General features: G+C 71.9%; 12 protein-coding genes. 9 read left to right on the top strand and 3 right to left on the bottom strand.

The genetic code is table 11. The features are described 5' to 3' along the window. Window positions 1–2: 2 nt before the first annotated feature. Entirely contained in the window at window positions 3–2597 is a 2595-nt protein-coding gene (gene pepN / locus ACXKR8_RS16685; protein ID WP_458273699.1) for an aminopeptidase N, read from the bottom strand. A 140-nt stretch (window positions 2598–2737) separates the two neighbouring features. Here pepN (ACXKR8_RS16685) and ACXKR8_RS16680 point away from each other — a divergent pair, with 140 nt between their 5' ends. The 5 genes from ACXKR8_RS16680 to ACXKR8_RS16660 all read left to right on the top strand — a co-directional run bounded on the left by ACXKR8_RS16680 (window position 2738) and on the right by ACXKR8_RS16660 (window position 8133). Then, window positions 2738–3445: an alpha/beta hydrolase family protein gene (locus ACXKR8_RS16680; RefSeq protein ID WP_458273698.1), complete on the top strand. Its 708-nt coding sequence runs from the start codon at window positions 2738–2740 to the stop codon at window positions 3443–3445. Window positions 3446–3544: 99 nt separating this feature from the next. Continuing rightward, window positions 3545–3868, top strand: a complete 324-nt coding sequence (locus ACXKR8_RS16675; protein WP_458273697.1) for a hypothetical protein — start codon at window positions 3545–3547, stop codon at window positions 3866–3868. Between the two features lie 30 nt (window positions 3869–3898). After that, window positions 3899–5383, top strand: coding sequence for a WXG100 family type VII secretion target (locus tag ACXKR8_RS16670; protein ID WP_458273696.1), 1485 nt, complete (start codon window positions 3899–3901; stop codon window positions 5381–5383). Between the two features lie 111 nt (window positions 5384–5494). After that, on the top strand, window positions 5495–6961 hold the full coding sequence (locus tag ACXKR8_RS16665) for a S8 family serine peptidase (RefSeq protein ID WP_462100544.1): 1467 nt from the start codon (window positions 5495–5497) through the stop codon (window positions 6959–6961). Window positions 6962–7032: 71 nt separating this feature from the next. Continuing rightward, on the top strand, window positions 7033–8133 hold the full coding sequence (locus tag ACXKR8_RS16660) for a cation diffusion facilitator family transporter (protein ID WP_458273694.1): 1101 nt from the start codon (window positions 7033–7035) through the stop codon (window positions 8131–8133). On the opposite strand, the gene ACXKR8_RS16655 is transcribed toward ACXKR8_RS16660, so the two are convergent. Both ACXKR8_RS16655 and pepN (ACXKR8_RS16650) read right to left on the bottom strand, forming a co-directional pair. Beyond that, window positions 8052–9581, bottom strand: coding sequence for an outer membrane protein assembly factor BamB family protein (locus tag ACXKR8_RS16655; RefSeq protein ID WP_458273693.1), 1530 nt, complete (start codon window positions 9579–9581; stop codon window positions 8052–8054). The genes ACXKR8_RS16660 and ACXKR8_RS16655 overlap by 82 nt on opposite strands. A 140-nt stretch (window positions 9582–9721) precedes the next feature. Continuing rightward, window positions 9722–12334, bottom strand: coding sequence for an aminopeptidase N (gene pepN, locus ACXKR8_RS16650; protein ID WP_458273692.1), 2613 nt, complete (start codon window positions 12332–12334; stop codon window positions 9722–9724). A 226-nt stretch (window positions 12335–12560) separates the two neighbouring features. Here pepN (ACXKR8_RS16650) and ACXKR8_RS16645 point away from each other — a divergent pair, with 226 nt between their 5' ends. From ACXKR8_RS16645 to ACXKR8_RS16630, 4 genes are all read left to right on the top strand, one after another. After that, window positions 12561–13196 (top strand): DsbA family oxidoreductase, encoded by a 636-nt coding sequence (locus ACXKR8_RS16645; protein WP_458273691.1) that lies wholly within the window; start codon window positions 12561–12563, stop codon window positions 13194–13196. 169 nt (window positions 13197–13365) lie between these two features. Further along, window positions 13366–13968 carry a biotin transporter BioY gene (locus ACXKR8_RS16640; RefSeq protein WP_458273690.1) on the top strand — a complete coding sequence of 201 codons (603 nt, stop codon included), beginning with the start codon at window positions 13366–13368 and terminating at the stop codon, window positions 13966–13968. 80 nt (window positions 13969–14048) lie between these two features. Then, on the top strand, window positions 14049–14534 hold the full coding sequence (locus ACXKR8_RS16635; RefSeq protein WP_458273689.1) for a ribose-5-phosphate isomerase: 486 nt from the start codon (window positions 14049–14051) through the stop codon (window positions 14532–14534). 14 nt (window positions 14535–14548) lie between these two features. Then, window positions 14549–15361, top strand: a complete 813-nt coding sequence (locus ACXKR8_RS16630) for an Fpg/Nei family DNA glycosylase (RefSeq protein WP_458273688.1) — start codon at window positions 14549–14551, stop codon at window positions 15359–15361. The last annotated feature ends 125 nt before the right edge of the window (window positions 15362–15486 follow it).

Raw genomic sequence — 15486 nt, 5'->3', positions numbered from 1 at the left:
GCTCAGCGCTGAGCCGCCGCCCGGTCCGCGGCCTGGGCCCGGAGCGCCCGCTCGACACCCGCGCGGGCCTCCACCACCATCCGCCGCAGCGCCGGCGCCGGCTCGGCCGAGGCCAGCCAGGCGTCGGTGGCGTCCAGCGTGCTCTGCTCCACCTGCACCACCGGGTAGAGCCCGACGATGATCTGCTGGCCCATCTCGTGCGAGCGCTCCTCGAAGATCCCCTTGATCGCCGCGAAGTACTTCGCGGTGTAGGGGGCGAGCAGCTCCCGCTGGTCGGTCTGGACGAAGCCGCCGATGACCGCCTCCTGGACGGTGTTGGTCAGCGTCTCCGACTCCACCACCGAGGCCCAGGCCTCGGCCTTGGCGGCGGCGGTCGGACGCGCCGCCCGGCAGGTGGCGGCGTGCGCCTGGCCCGCGGCGGTGTTGTCGCGGTCCAGCTCGGCCAGCACCGCGTCCTCGTCGGCGAGCCCGGTCGCGGACAGCCGGCCGAGCAGCGCCCAGCGCAGCTCGTCGTCCACGGCGAGGCCGGCGATCGGGACGCTGCCGTCGAGCAGCCCGCTGAGCACCGCGAGGTGCTCCTCGGTACGGGCGGTCCCGGCGAACGCCCGGGCCCAGGCCAGCTGGTGGTCGCTGCCGGGCGCGGCGGCCCGGAGCAGCTCCAGCGCGGCGTCGGCGTAGGCGGCCAGGCCCTCGGCCCGCCAGGCCGGGTCGGCGTAGAGGTCGACGGCCAGCATGGCCTGCCGCTGCAGCGACTGGACCACGCCGATGTCGGACTCCCGGCCGATCCCGCTGAGCACCAGGGACAGGTAGTCCCGGGCGGCCATCTCGCCGTCCCTGGTCATGTCCCAGGCCGAGGCCCAGCACAGCGCGCGCGGCAGCGACTCGGTGAAGTCGGCGATGTGCGCGGCGACGTTCGCCAGCGACTCGGCGTCCAGACGCACCTTGGCGTAGGAGAGGTCGTCGTCGTTGAGCAGGACGACCGCAGGACGCTTGCGCCCGGCCGGCACCGGGACGTTGGTGAGCTCGCCCTCGACATCCAGCTCGATCCGGTAGTCGCGGACGAGAGCACCGCTCTCGTCCAGGTCGTACATGCCGACCGCGATCCGGTGCGGGCGCAGCACTGCCTCGCCCTTGGCGCCGACCGGCAGCGCCGGGGCCTCCTGGCGGACGGCGAACGAGGTCAGCACGCCGTCGGCGTCCACCTCGAGCTCCGGGCGCAGCACGTTGATCCCGGCGGTCTCCAGCCAGGCCGTGGACCAGGACTTCAGGTCGCGGCCCGAGGTCTGCTCCAGCGCGCCGAGCAGGTCGCTGAGCCGGGTGTTGCCCCAGGCGTGGCGCTTCATGTAGGCCTGCACCCCGGCGAAGAACGCGTCCTGGCCGACGTACGCCACCAGCTGCTTGAGCACCGAGGCGCCCTTGGCGTAGGTGATGCCGTCAAAGTTGACCTGCACGTCCTCCAGGTCGTTGATCTCCGCCATGATCGGGTGCGTGGAAGGCAGCTGGTCCTGCCGGTAGGCCCAGGTCTTCATGGAGTTGGCGAAGGTGGTCCAGGCCTGCGGCCAGCGGCCCCCGGCCACCTCGGACTGGCACAGCACCGAGGTGAAGGTGGCGAAGGACTCGTTCAGCCACAGGTCGTTCCACCACTCCATGGTGACCAGGTCGCCGAACCACATGTGCGCCAGCTCGTGCAGGATCGTCTCGGCGCGGCCCTCGTACGCCGCGTCGGTCACCTTGGACCGGAACACGTACTGGTCCCGGATGGTGACCGCGCCCGCGTTCTCCATCGCGCCGGCGTTGAACTCCGGGACGAACAGCTGGTCGTACTTGCTGAAGGGGTAGACGGTGTCGAACTTCTCCTGGAAGTAGTCGAACCCCTGCTTGGTGACCTCGAAGATCGCCTCCCCGTCCAGGTACTGGGCGAGGGACGGGCGGCAGTAGATGCCCAGCGGCACGCTCTGCCCGTTCGGGCCGTCGTAGGCGTCGAACACGCCCACGTACGGGCCCGCGATCAGCGCGGTGATGTAGGTGGAGATCCGCGGCGTCGCCGGGAAGCGGTGCAGCTGGGTTCCCGCGACCGGGCCCTGCTCGGGCTCGGGGGAGATCTCGTTGCTGATCACCTTCCACCCGGTGGGGGCGGTCACGGTGAACCGGAACGTCCCCTTGAGGTCGGGCTGCTCGAAGGACGCGAACACCCGACGCGCGTCCGGGACCTCGAACTGGGTGTAGAGATAGGTCTCCTTGTCGACCGGGTCGACAAAGCGGTGCAGGCCCTCACCGGAGTTGGTGTAGGCGCAGTCGGCGACCACCCGCAGCTCGTTCTCGGCCGCGAGGGCCGGCAGCGCGATCCTGCTGTCCGCGAACACCTCGGCGGGGTCGAGCGCGGTGCCGTTGAGGACGACCTCCAGCACCGTCGGCGCCACCAGGTCGACAAAGCTGGACGCGCCAGGGGTGGCGGCGGTGAAACGGACCACGGTGGTGGACCGGAACGTGCCGCCCTCAGGGGCCGTGCTCAGGTCGAGCTCGATCTCGTACGCGTCCACGTGGAGGAGCTCAGCCCGGGTACGGGCCTCCTCACGGGTCAGATTGGTGCCAGGCACGCTGCGTGACTCCTTCGTTGACTCTTGCCGCACGCTTGCTACGCGCTTCTCGGCATCCTCCCATGTCGGGCCGTCCCCGCAGGCTGGCGCTCCCGGCGGGCTGCCGTCCGGCCATGGATGTCCCCTCTATGGTCGGTTCCATGAACCTGCTTGTCAGCACCCCGGCCGGCGACGCCCGCTGCACCCTGTTCCCAGCCCCGGCCCAGGCCCCGACCCAGAACCCGGACGGCCGGGCCCGCGGCCTGCTGGCCCTCGGCCACGGCGCGGGCGGCGGTATCGAGGCCCCCGATCTGCAGGCCCTCGCCGCGGCCCTGCCCCCGCTGGGCATCACCGTCGCCCTGGTGGAGCAGCCCTGGCGGGTGGCGGGCAAGAAGGTCGCACCGGCCCCGAAGACCCTGGACGCCGGCTGGCTGCCGGTCATCGCCGCGCTGCGCACCGGGCACCACCTCCCGGCCGGTGTCCCGCTGCTGGTCGGCGGCCGCAGCGCCGGCGCCAGGGTGGTCTGCCGCACCGCCGCCGAGACCGGCGCGGCCGGCGTGCTGGCGCTGGCCTTCCCGCTGCACCCGCCGGGCAAGCCGGAACGCAGCCGCGCCGACGAACTCCTCGGCTGCCCGGTGCCGACCCTGGTGGTCCAGGGCGCGACCGACCCCTTCGGCGGCGGCCCCGAGTTCCCCCCGCTCGGCGCGCACCAGCGGCTGCTCGCCCTCCCCTACGGCAACCACTCCTTCGCGGTGCTCAAGTCGGCGCCGCTGGACGGCCCGGAGCTGCTGAAGCTGATCACCGACGCGGCGGGGGAGTGGGCCCTCGCCGTATGTGCAGGTGGCGTCAAGGAAGGGGAGGCGATCTAAAAGTGACTTGATGTGGTCATTATGATGGCCGTGGTTTGTATGCCTGCTGGGGCGGCGTCAAGGCGGACGCCGAAGGTGGATGAACGGGGAGATGGGTCAATGAGCGGAACCGGCTACGAGGTCGACCTCGACTACCTGAGGGACACGATCACCAAGCTCAGGGTCGTGCTGTCCGGGATGGACGGCGCCTGCACCAAGGTCAACTACAACACCAATCTGACACGCAAGCAGTTCGGCTCCGACGCGTTCGTCGAATCCGGAAACCTGTTCAACGCGCATGAGTCGATGAAGGACCAGATCAACCAGATGATCCAGACATTGACGGACATGGTTGGCAATTTCACCGACAAAACGGTCGCGGTCCACACGGCGTACACCCAGCAGGAGAACACCACGAGTGCCCAGTTCGGCACCACGTCCTGAGATTCGGTCGCACGGGGAGAGGGGTCGGAAGTGCCAGCAGTCGGCGGTCTTGGGGCGGGCGCGAACCAGCACGCCAAGCAGCAGAAGGACGCGGATCAGCAGTGGAAGAAGGTCCAGGTCAAGAACGCCGGGGGTAAGGCCAACGGCGACCAGTTCACGACGAACTTCGAGGGCACCGGCGGACTGCTGGACCTCCGCAGCATGATCATGGATGCGGACCCGGACGGCATACAGCACGTCGCCACCCAGTGGACCACCATAGGCACCACGCTGGACGACACCTCCCACGACCTCGGTACGCACGTCAACAACCTGCTCGAGCATTGGACCGGGGCCAGCGCGGACGCGTTCCGGGAGAACGCGGAGACGCTGAAGACCAGCATCACCAACAGTGCGCAGTACGCCCACCAGACCTCGTCCGCGATGACGGACGCCAGCCACGCGCTGTCCACCGCGCAGAGCGAGATGCCGAAGATGCCCAGCGGCTGGTCCCGCTTCTCGCGTGCGATGACCAGTGAGAGCGGCGACATCCAGTTCAAGCAGGACGCCGCCTCGCACAGCCTCGACTACGCGATCCAGAAGGACGGTTCGCAGCTGTCCGCGGTCGAGGAGGCGCACCAGAAGGCCGTGCTGGTGATGGAGAACGTGGGCACCCAGTACAACGCGGCCGCCGCGCAGTTGTCAGTGAAGGCTCCCCCGCACGACGGTGGCACCGGTGCGTGGCCGCCTCCTCCGCCACCGCCGCCCGGGCCGCCGGTGTCGAAGCCCAAGGGAACCGTCCCCGGCTCGCCCGGCCATGGCGGTGTTCCCGGCAACGGCGACAACAGCACCGGGAAGGTCAAGCCGATCCAGGGCGGAGTCACCCCGGAATCCCCGCAGAAGCTGGTCCCGGTCGGCGACCCCAGCGGGGTCAACGGCGGCGGTGGTGTCGGCACGCCGGTCGCGCCGGTCCCCCCGCCCGGCAGCACGCTGGACGGCGTCCAGGGCGGCCCGACCTCGGGCACCGGCACCGGGACGGTCGGCACGGGCGGTACCGGGGTCGGTGGCGTCGGCGGTGTCGGAACCGGCTCCGGTGGCGGCAGCGGCTCGGGCGGCGCCGGCTACGGCGGCGTCGGCGGGGTCGGCCTCGGCGGCGGGCCCGGCGGCGGTGGCCTCGGCGGCGGCGGTCTCGGAGAAGGCGGACTCGGGGGCGGCGGCCGGGTGAGCGCCAACCTCGGCAAGGGCTTCGGCGGCGGCGGCCTCGGTGAGGGCGCGGGACTGGCCGGCGAGGGCGCCGGGATGGAGTCCGCGGCTGCCATGGGTGAGAGCGAGGCCTCACTCGCCGCGGGCGAGCGGGGCGCGGGCGTCGCCGGTGAGGGCGGGGCTGGCGGCACCGGTATGGGCATGGGCGGTATGGGCGGGGCCGGGCGCGGCGGAAACAACAAGAAGAAGCGCAAGAGCCGCGCGGCGTACCTTCTTGAGGACGACGAGACCTGGGCCCAGGACGCCGCGCCGAATCCTCCGGTGATCGGCTGACCGACCGCGGTTGAGTGGCGACGGGTGCAAGAAGACCGGACAGCGCCATGGCGGCCCTGCAGGTGCGACCTGCGGGGCCGTCGGTGCGAGGAGAGGACGCAGGTGGGCGGGATGGGCTTCACGCGGGCATTGAGTGCATTCGGCGGAGCGGTGCTGGCAGGGGCCCTGGTCATGGCGTCCGCGCCGGTGGCCCAGGCCGATGTGACCCGCGATGCGCAATGGCCGCTGACGGCCTACCAGATGGCGAAGAACGTATGGCCGCACTCCACGGGCAAGGGCGTGGTCGTGGCGGTCATCGACTCCGGCGTCCGGGCCACCCATGTCGACCTGACCGGCCAGGTCCTTCCCGGGACCGACCTGGTCCACGGCGGAAACGGCCAGAAGGACTATTCCTCGATCGGTCACGGGACCGGGCTTGCCAGCCTTATCGCCGGTCACGGCGACGGCCCCGGCGGCGCTGATGGAATTATGGGAATGGCACCCGATGCAAAGATCCTGCCGATCGGGGTCGATCCCGGCAATGGTGACACCCCGCAGGTCCTGGCCACGGCCATTCGCTATGCGGTCGACCATGGCGCCTCGGTGATCAACCTCTCCCTGGGCGCCCCTGGAGCCCCCGGTGCGGAAGAGGAACAGGCCATCGCCTATGCGGAGGCGCACAATGTGGTGGTCGTCGCCTGCTCCGGGAACACCGGGACGGATGAGGACGACTATCCGGCCTCCTATCCCGGAGTGGTATCCGTCGGCGGCGTCGATCAAAAGGGAAACCTGTGGAGCGATTCCACGGCCAGTTCCCATCTGACGGTTACGGCACCGGCCGTGGGAATTGTGCGTGACGGTGGCGACAGCAATACCAGGCAGTACAAGAGCGATGGCACCAGCTATTCCGCCGCATATGTGTCCGCCATCGCTGCCCTGATCCGCTCCGCCTACCCGAAGCTGACCCAGGGCCAGGTGGTCAACCTCATCATCAAGGGTGCCGACCACGGCCCCGTCGGCTCCGCCGCGCACAACTCGACCTGGGGCTACGGCCTCGCCCGCCCCAACTTCAAACTCTGGGCCACGCTGGCGAAGAACCCCGGCCCCGCGGCCGGCCCGTTGCCGCAGACGCCGCTGTCCGGGGCCGCGACGGCCGTCCCGGGCACCGGTGCCGCCGTTCCGCACCCCACCAACGGCGCGCACCCCGACAGCAGCAAGTCCAGCGGTGCGGGCCTGGTCCTCGCCGTGGCGGGCGGACTGCTGCTCCTGGTGGTGATCGTCGTGATCGCGCTGATCGTCCGCCGAAAGAAAAACCGCACCCCTGGCGGCCCCGGTGGCGGCTACGGAGCACCGCAGCAACAGCCGTCCCCGCAGCCCTACCCCCCGTACCAGCAGCAGTCCTACCCCCCGCAGCAGCCCCCCTACCAGCAGCCGCAGCCGCAGCAACCCCCCTACTACCAGCCCCCGCAGGGCAGCGGCGGTGGCGGCCAGCAGCCCCCGCCCTCGGTCTACCAGAACAACCCCTACGCCCAGCCGCCCCAGCCGCAGCAACCCCAGCCCCCGTACTACGGAGGCGGAGGCAACCCTCCACAGGGCTGAACCGCTGCCCAACCCCCGCTCCTGCAAGGACATCGCACCTGGTCACAGCCGGTATCTCGGCAGTAGCCGCAATGCGTTCCTTCTGTCACCGTGTGCTCATGGCGCACCTCCCGCACAGCCACGACCCGGTCGACAGGATCGATCCGGCCCTCACCGCCTCCGCCGAGGGCCTGCGGACGCTGGCGATCTCCCTCGCCGCCCTCGCGGCGACCGCCGCCGTCCAGTTCGCGGTCGTCGCCGCGAGCCACTCGGTCGCGCTGCTGGGGGACGCGGTGCACAACGCCGCCGACGCGCTGACCGCGCTGCCGCTCGCGGTCGCGTTCCTGCTCGGACGCCGCGCGCCGACCCGCCGCTACGGCTACGGCTACGGACGGGCCGAGGATCTGGCAGGGCTGGCCGTCCTCGCGGTGATCGCCGCCTCGGCCGGCTTCGCGGTGTTCGCCGCCGTCGAGCGGCTGCTGCACCCCCGCCCGGCCACCCATCTGGCCGCCGTGGCCGTCGCCGCGCTGGTCGGCTTCGCCGGGAACGAGCTGGTCGCCCGCTACCGGATCCGCACCGGGCGGCGGATCGGCTCGGCCGCGCTGGTCGCGGACGGTCTGCACGCCAGGACCGACGGCTTCACCTCCCTCGCCGTACTGCTCGGCGCGGGCGGAACCGCGCTCGGCTGGCGCCAGGCGGATCCGCTGGTCGGGCTGCTGATCACCGCCGCCGTGCTGCTGGTCCTGCGCGACGCCGCCCGCGAGGTGCTGCGCCGGCTGATGGACGGCGTCGACCCGGCCCTGCTGGACGCCGCCGAGGCCGCCCTGGCGACCGTCCCCGGCCACGACGGCAGCGGCGGCCACGACCGCCACGGCGGCGGCCCCACCGTCGTGCGGCTGCGCTGGGCCGGACACACGCTCCGGGCCGAGGCGGAGATCCTGGTCGACCCGGCCCTCACCGTCGCCGCCGCGCAGGCGCTCGCCGCCGAGGCCGAGCAGGCGCTACACGCGGCCGTCCCCCACCTCGCCGCCGCGACCGTGCGCACCTCCGCCCGAAAGCCGCACCACCACCACGACCATCATCACCACGACCATGACCACCACGATCACGCCTACTTGAACGACTCCACCGCCGGAATGGACGAACTCGCGAACGAGTTCAGCATCAGCAGTCCGCCGCCCGGCAGGGCGTAGAGGCTGCCGCCGCTGACCGTCCAGCCCTCCGCGTCCGAGGGCAGCGTGCCCAGGATCGTGGACTTGCCCGTCACCGGGTCCAGCCGGACGTAGTGCGGCGACCCGCTGTAGGTGCCGGTGGAGAGCGCGTACAGATTGCCGTCGCTCGCGGGACGGGCCAGCACCGCGCCGTGGCCGCTCTCCCCGTTGTAGCGCCAGAGCTGCTGACCGTCCGTCAGGTTGTAGGCGATGATCTGTCCGGCGGTGGTGTCCGAGCTGGCGTTCTCGGTGTCCTCGCCGCCCTGGACGACCAGGGTCTGGCCGGCCAGCTTCACCGGCACCTCGCTGTCCTCGCTGAGGTCGAAGCCGGTCATGTCGAACGCCGTCGGGGTTCCGGTGCTGCTGTAGACGCTGACGGGGGCCTTGAAGTCCGGGGACAGCTGGGCCACCAGCGGGCTGGCGTTCAGTACGTAGCCCTCCACCGCCGTGCCGGTGATCGTCCTGCGCCACAGCCGCTTCCCGGTGCTCGCGTTCAGGGCGGTCATGGTCTGCGCGGGGCTGATGCCGGAGCAGTAGTCCTCGATGACCACCACACCGGTCGTCCCGTAGGCGTCCTCGGTGCAGTAGTCGCCGCGGGACGCGTTGATCCAGATCTGCTTCCCGGTCCTGGCGTCGAAGCCGCCGGCCCGGCCGAGGCTGAGGACGGTCGCGACCGAGCCCTGGATCAGGACCGTCGCCTGGGTCGCCAGCGGGTGCTCGGTGTTGGTCAGTGCGATCTTCCAGAGGATCTTGCCGGTGGCGGAGTCCACCGCGACGAAGTACGTGCAGGAGTTCGCGTTGGTGCCGAAGGCCATGGCCCCGATGCCGGCCGTGTTCACGCCCTCCGACATGGCGCAGGGGGTGGCGGCGCCGGCCGGCGGGGTGAGGGTCCAGGTCTTGTGCCCGGTGGCGGGGTCGTAGCCGGAGACGCCGCCCTGGGTGCCGGCCCGGACCAGGGTGGTCGGGGTCAGCCAGGAGCCGATGATCCGGTCGTCGCTCCCGGAGGACGGGACGGTCCACGCGGTACTGAGGGTCCGGCCACCCGGGCCCTTGCTGCCGCTCTTGCTGGTGATCGCGATCACCAGCGTGGCGATGACAGCGATCACGACGACCCCGGCGATGATCCCGATGATCCCGCCCTTGCCGATGCCACGGCGCCCCGCCGCGGGCGGCGGCGGGTACCCGGGCGGGGCGTACCCGGCCTGCGGGTAGGGCGGCTGCGGCGGCGGATAGCCGCTCTGCTGCGGGTAAGGCAACTGCGGCTGCGGCGGCCCGTAACCCCCGTACGGAGGCTGCGGCGGAGGCCCCGGCTGCGGATACGCCTGCGTCGGCGTGTAGGCCGCCGGCGGGTACCCCTGGACCGGCACATACCCCGCCGGAGGCGGAGGCGGCGGCGCCTGCGGCGGAACCGCCGACGCCCCGTCAGTCACCGTCTGTGGGTACGGATACTGCTCCGCAGGCGGCCCACCCGGCCCCGCCGTGTTCTCGGACATCCCCCGCACGCGCCTCTCGTCAACACCGTTGCCGCCGACAACCGCAACGTCCGGGGGCCATCGTAGGCCGCGGCCGACTACCTCCGTGCGTCGCACTCCTGCGCCCGCAGCGCGCGGGCCAGGTCGTCCCGGCCCTCCAGCACCAGCCGCCGCAACGCCGGCGCCGCCGCGTCGTGCTCGGCCAGCCAGGCGTCCGTCCTGGCCAGCGTCTCCGGGGTGGTGGCCAGCCGCGGGAACAGCCCGCTGACGATCCGCAGCGCGATCTCGATCGACCGCTCGCCCCAGACCTTCTCCAGCACCTCGAAGTACGGCTCCGTGTACGGCGCGGTCAACTCCCGCTGCCCCGCCGACTGGAAGCCGCTGATCTGCGCCTCGACCAGGGCGTTGGGCAGCTCGTCGGAATCCACCACGGATCGCCAGACCTCGGCCTTCGCCGCCGCGGTGGGCCGCGCCGCCAGGCAGGCGCTCTGCAGCCGCCGGCCGCTGGCGGTGTCGTCCCGCAGCAGTTCCAGCGCCAGCTCCTCCTCGCCGGCCCGGCCGGTCGCGACCAGGGTGTGCAGCAGGGCCCAGCGCAGCTCCTGGTCGATGTCGAGCCCGTCGATCCTGGCCGTTCCGGCCAGCAGGCCCTCGATCAGCTGCAGGTCGGACGGGGATCCCGCGGTCTGGGCCAGGAACCGGGCCCAGGCCAGCTGGTGGTCGCCGCCGGGCTCGGCCGCGCGCAGCTCGCGCAGCGCGCCCTCGGCGAGCCGCGCGGCCCACTCCTCCCGCGCCCCGCTGCCGCCCGCCACATACACGTCCAGCGCCGACCTGGCCTGCTGGTGCAGCGACTGCAGCACGCCGATGTCGCTCTCGGACCCGGCGAACCGCAGCACGGTCTCCAGGTAGTCGCGGGCCGGCATCAGCCCGTCCCTGGTCAGGTTCCACAGCGCGGACCAGCACAGCGCCCGCGCCAGGGGATCGGCGATGTCGCCGAGACCGTCCCGCAGCGTGTCCAGTGACGCCTCGTCGAACCGGATCTTGCAGTACGTCAGGTCGTCGTCGTTGACCAGCACCAGCGCCGGTCGCGGAAGCCCCACCAGCTCCGGCACCTCGGTGCGGCCGGTCGCGGCCACGTCCAGCTCGACCCGGTGCGTCCGCACCAGCGCGCCGGTCCCGTCCTTGCCGTAGAGGCCCACCGCGATCCGGTGCGGCCGCAGCGTCGGGTACGCCGCCACGGCGTCCTGCAGCACCGCGAACGAGGTGATGATCCCCGCCGCGTCGGTGACCACCTGCGGCGTCAGCGCGTTCACCCCGGCGGTCTCCAGCCAGGCGCGGGACCACTCGGCCATCGCCTCCGCGCCGCGCCCCGAGGTCTCGGCGAGCACGGCGAGCAGGTCGGCCAGGGTGGTGTTGCCGAACGCATGGCGCTTGAAGTACCGCCGCGCGCCTTCGAAGAACGCGTCCCGCCCCGCATAGGCCACCAACTGCTTCAGCACCGACGCGCCCTTGGCGTAGGTGATGCCGTCGAAGTTGAGCTTGGCGTCCTCCAGATCGTGGATGTCGGCCGTGATCGGGTGCGTCGTCGGCAGCTGGTCCGCCCGGTAGGCCCAGGCCTTCCTGCGGTTGGCGAAGGTGATCCAGCCCGCGCCGTACTTGGTGGCCTCGACCTGCGCGAACGCGCCCATGAAGTCGGCGAAGGACTCCTTCAGCCACAGGTCGTCCCACCACTGCATGGTGACCAGGTCGCCGAACCACATGTGCGCCATCTCGTGCAGGATGACGTTCGCCCGGCCCTCGTAGGCCGCCTCGGTCACCTTGGACCGGAACACGTACTCCTCGCGGAAGGTGACCAGCCCCGGGTTCTCCATCGCGCCGAGGTTGTACTCGGGGACGAAGGCCTGGTCGTACTTGCCGAAGGGGTACGGGTAGTCGAACTCCTGGTGGAAGAAGTCCAGCCCCTGCTTGGTGACGGTGAAGATCTCGTCCGAGTCGAAGTGCTGCGCCAGCGAGGCCCGACAGAGCGCGCCCAGCGGGATCTCCAGCCGTCGGCCGTCCGGCAGCACCCGGCTGTAGTGGTCCCTGGCCACGTGGTACGGGCCGGCGACGACCGCGGTGATGTAGCTGGAGATCCGCGGCGTCGGGGTGAAGTGCCAGGTCAGGCCGTCCCTGACCAGCTCCGGGTCGCCGCCGGTGGGGGAGTTGGAGAACACCTGCCAGTGCGCGGGCGCGGTCACCGTGAAGGTGAAGGGCCCCTTCAGGTCGGGCTGCTCGAAGGTGGTGAACACCCGGCGCGCGTCGGCGGGCTCGTACTGGGTGTAGAGGTAGGTCTCCTTGTCCACCGGATCGGTGAACCGGTGCAGCCCCTCACCCGTACGGCTGTACGCGCAGTCCGCCTCCACCACCAGCTCATTGCTCGCGGCCAGCCCGGCCAGGGCGATCCGGGAGCCGTCGAACACCTCGGCCGGATCCAGCGCCCGCCCGTTCAGCACCACGCTGCGGACCGCCGGCGCCAGCAGGTCGGCGAAGCTGTCCGCACCGGGCTCGGAGCAGCGGAACCGCAGCACCGTTCGCGAGGCGAACCTCCCGGCGCCCTGGCCCTCCTTGACCGGCTGCAGCGCCGAACGCAGGTCGAGCTGGACCTCGTAGCTGTCCACACTGATGATGCGGGCCCGTTCGCGGGCCTCGTCGCGGCTGAGATTGGTCCCGGGCACTGCGGTTCTCCCTACGTACGGACTGCGGCTCGGCGCGACCGGGTGAGGGCCCGGTCATCGGTCGAGTCGATCCCGGCATCTTTTCACGGGCCGGGGACAACAGCGGCTGCGCGCACCGGCCGACGCTCCCGCCGGTGCTCCCACCAGCGCTCCCACCAGCGGGGAATGCACGGCGGCGGTGCCGTGTTCGCCCCGGTGACCGTACGTCCCTCGTCCCGGAGGACTCATGTCCGCTACCTCCACCGCCCCCGTCACCGCCGACTTCTGGTTCGACCCGCTCTGCCCCTGGGCGTGGATGACCTCCCGCTGGATCCTCGAGGTCGAGAAGCAGCGCCCGGTGACCGTCAAGTGGCACGTGATGAGCCTGGCCGTGCTCAACGCCGACAAGGACATCCCCGAGCAGTACCGCGAGTTCCTGAAGGAGGCGTGGGGCCCGGTGCGGGTCTGCATCGCCGCTGCCCAGGCCCATGGCGACGAGGTCCTCGGCGCGCTCTACACCGCGCTCGGCACCCGCTTCCACAACAACGCGGAGCCCCGCACCAAGGAGACCATCAAGGCCGCCCTGGCCGACGCGGGTCTCCCGGTCGAGCTGGCCGAGGCCGCCGACTCCACCGAGTACGACGAGGCCCTGACCGCGTCGCACAAGGAGGGCATCACCCTGGTCGGCGAGGACGTCGGCACCCCGGTGATCGCCGTGCCCGGCCCGACCGGCGAGCGGGTCGCCTTCTTCGGCCCGGTGGTCACCCCCACCCCCCGCGGCGAGGCCGCCGCCCGGCTCTGGGACGGCACCCTGCTGGTCGCCTCCACCCCCGGCTTCTACGAGCTGAAGCGCACCCGCACCGCGGGCCCGAGCTTCGAGTAGCAGCCGGCTACCTCCCCGGCCCCGTACCGAACCCTGGTGCGGGGCCGGGGGTGCGGTGCCCACAACGCACCGACCTGCACTTCTGTGGGGAACGCCATACGCACGCCCGCTCGCCGGCCGATAGGTTCACAGTCGTTCACACCCTCGCCCGACCTGCGGAGATCCCCTGATGAGCCTCGCCCCCGCCGCCGCTGTCGCCCGCCCCGGCGCCGTCCTCGCCGATCTGCTCCCCGCCTCCACCCGGGCCCGCGGTCACCTCCGTGACCTCGCCCTGGTGGCCGGCGGCGCGGCCTTCACCGGCATAGCGGCGCAGTGGGCCGTGTCCGTCCCCGGCTCGCCGGTCCCGGTGACCGGCCAGACCCTGGCGGCGCTGCTGGTCGGCACCGCCCTCGGCACCCGCCGCGGCGTGGCCTCGCTGGCGCTCTACCTGCTCGCCGGGTTGGCCGGGCTGCCCTGGTTCGCCGCGGGCAGCTCCGGCGCCGGGGCGACCTTCGGCTATGTGATCGGGTTCGTCCTGGCCGGCGCGCTGGTCGGCGAACTGGCCCGGCGCGGGGCGGACCGGAGCCCGCTGCGCACCGCGGTCGCCATGGTCCTCGGCAACCTCGCCATCTACGCGGTCGGCGTTCCGTACCTGGCCGTCTCGCTGCACGTCGGCCTGGGGAAGGCCGCCTCGCTCGGCCTCTACCCCTACCTGCTCGGCGACGGCCTCAAGATCGTGCTGGCGATGGGCCTGCTCCCGGCCGCCTGGAAGCTGGCCGGCCGCAGGGGCTGAAGCTCTGCGCCCGAGCCGCCGGGTCTGACACCCATGGCCTGGGCGGCGCCCGGTCACCCCCTCGTGCCACACTGGCGACCATGCGCGTGTACCTGGGATCCGACCATGCCGGATACGAACTCAAGCAGCACCTCGTCCAGTGGCTGACCAGCGCCGGACATGAGCCGATCGACTGCGGCCCGCTCATCTACGACGCGGTGGACGACTACCCCCCGTTCATCCTCCGCACCGCCGAGCGCACCGCCGCCGACCCCGACGCCCTCGGCATCGTGATCGGCGGCTCGGGCAACGGCGAGGCCATCGCCGCCAACAAGGTGAAGGGCGTCCGCGCCGCGCTGGCCTGGAGCGCCGAGACGGCCGAGCTCGGCCGCGAGCACAACAACGCCAATGTGATCAGCCTCGGCGCCCGGATGCACACCCTGGACGAGGCCACCAAGTTCGTCGAGGTCTTCGTGGGCACCCCGTTCTCCGAGGACCCCCGCCACATCCGCCGGATCGACATGATCAGCGAGTACGAGACCACCGGCGAACTCCCGCCGGTCCCGGCGCACCACCCGCAGAGCTGAGCCCCGGCCCACCGATGCCCGAAGGCCACACCCTGCACCGACTCGCCGCCGCATACCGCCAGGTGTTCGGCGGCGAGTCCGTGCACGTCTCCAGCCCGCAGGGGCCCTTCGCCGCGGCCGCGGCGCGCCTCGACCAGCACCCGCTGACCCGTGCCGAGGCCCATGGCAAGCACCTCTTCCTGGGCTTCGCCGACGTCGGCTGGATCCACATCCACCTCGGCCTCTATGGCAAGGTCCGGTTCGGCGACGGGCCCGCGCCCGCCCCGGTCGGCCAGTTGCGGCTGCGGATCGCCACCGACGAGCACTACGCGGACCTCCGCGGCCCCACCACCTGCGAGCTGATCAGCGACGTCGAGAAGAAGGCGGTGCAGCACCGGCTCGGCCCCGACCCGCTCCGTCCGGACGACACCGGGGAGGCGGCCTGGCAGCGGATCAGCCGCAGCGGCAGCACCATAGCCGCGCTGCTGATGGACCAGAAGGTGCTCTCCGGCGTCGGCAACATCTACCGCGCCGAGGTGCTGTTCCGGCAGGGCCTGGACCCGCACCTGCCCGGCCGAGACCTCACCCGCACCGAGTGGGACGCGGTCTGGACCGACCTGGGCGCCCTGATGCGGGACGGCGTCCGCGACGGCTGGATCGACACCGTCCGCCCCGAGCACATGCCCGAGGCCATGGGCCGGGCCGCCCGCGAGGACGCCCACGGCGGCGAGGTCTACGTCTACCGCCGGGCCCAGCTGCCCTGCCTGGTCTGCGCCGCTCCGGTCAGCGCCGAGACCCACGCCGGCCGCAACCTCTTCTGGTGCCCCCGCTGCCAACCGCCCAGGTAAGGTCGCCCAGGTAAGGTCGGAGTGCACCAGAGCGCCACCACAGTGCCACCCCGGTGCGCCACACCGGCGCAACGACTGCCTCGGGGGGAGTCCGCAGGTGACCCTGAAGAAGCCGCAGCGACGCG

The sequence above is a fragment of the Streptacidiphilus sp. PAMC 29251 genome (assembly GCF_054208735.2).
Note: the sequence above shows the minus strand (reverse complement) of the source record. Positions and strands in the feature narration are given on the sequence as shown.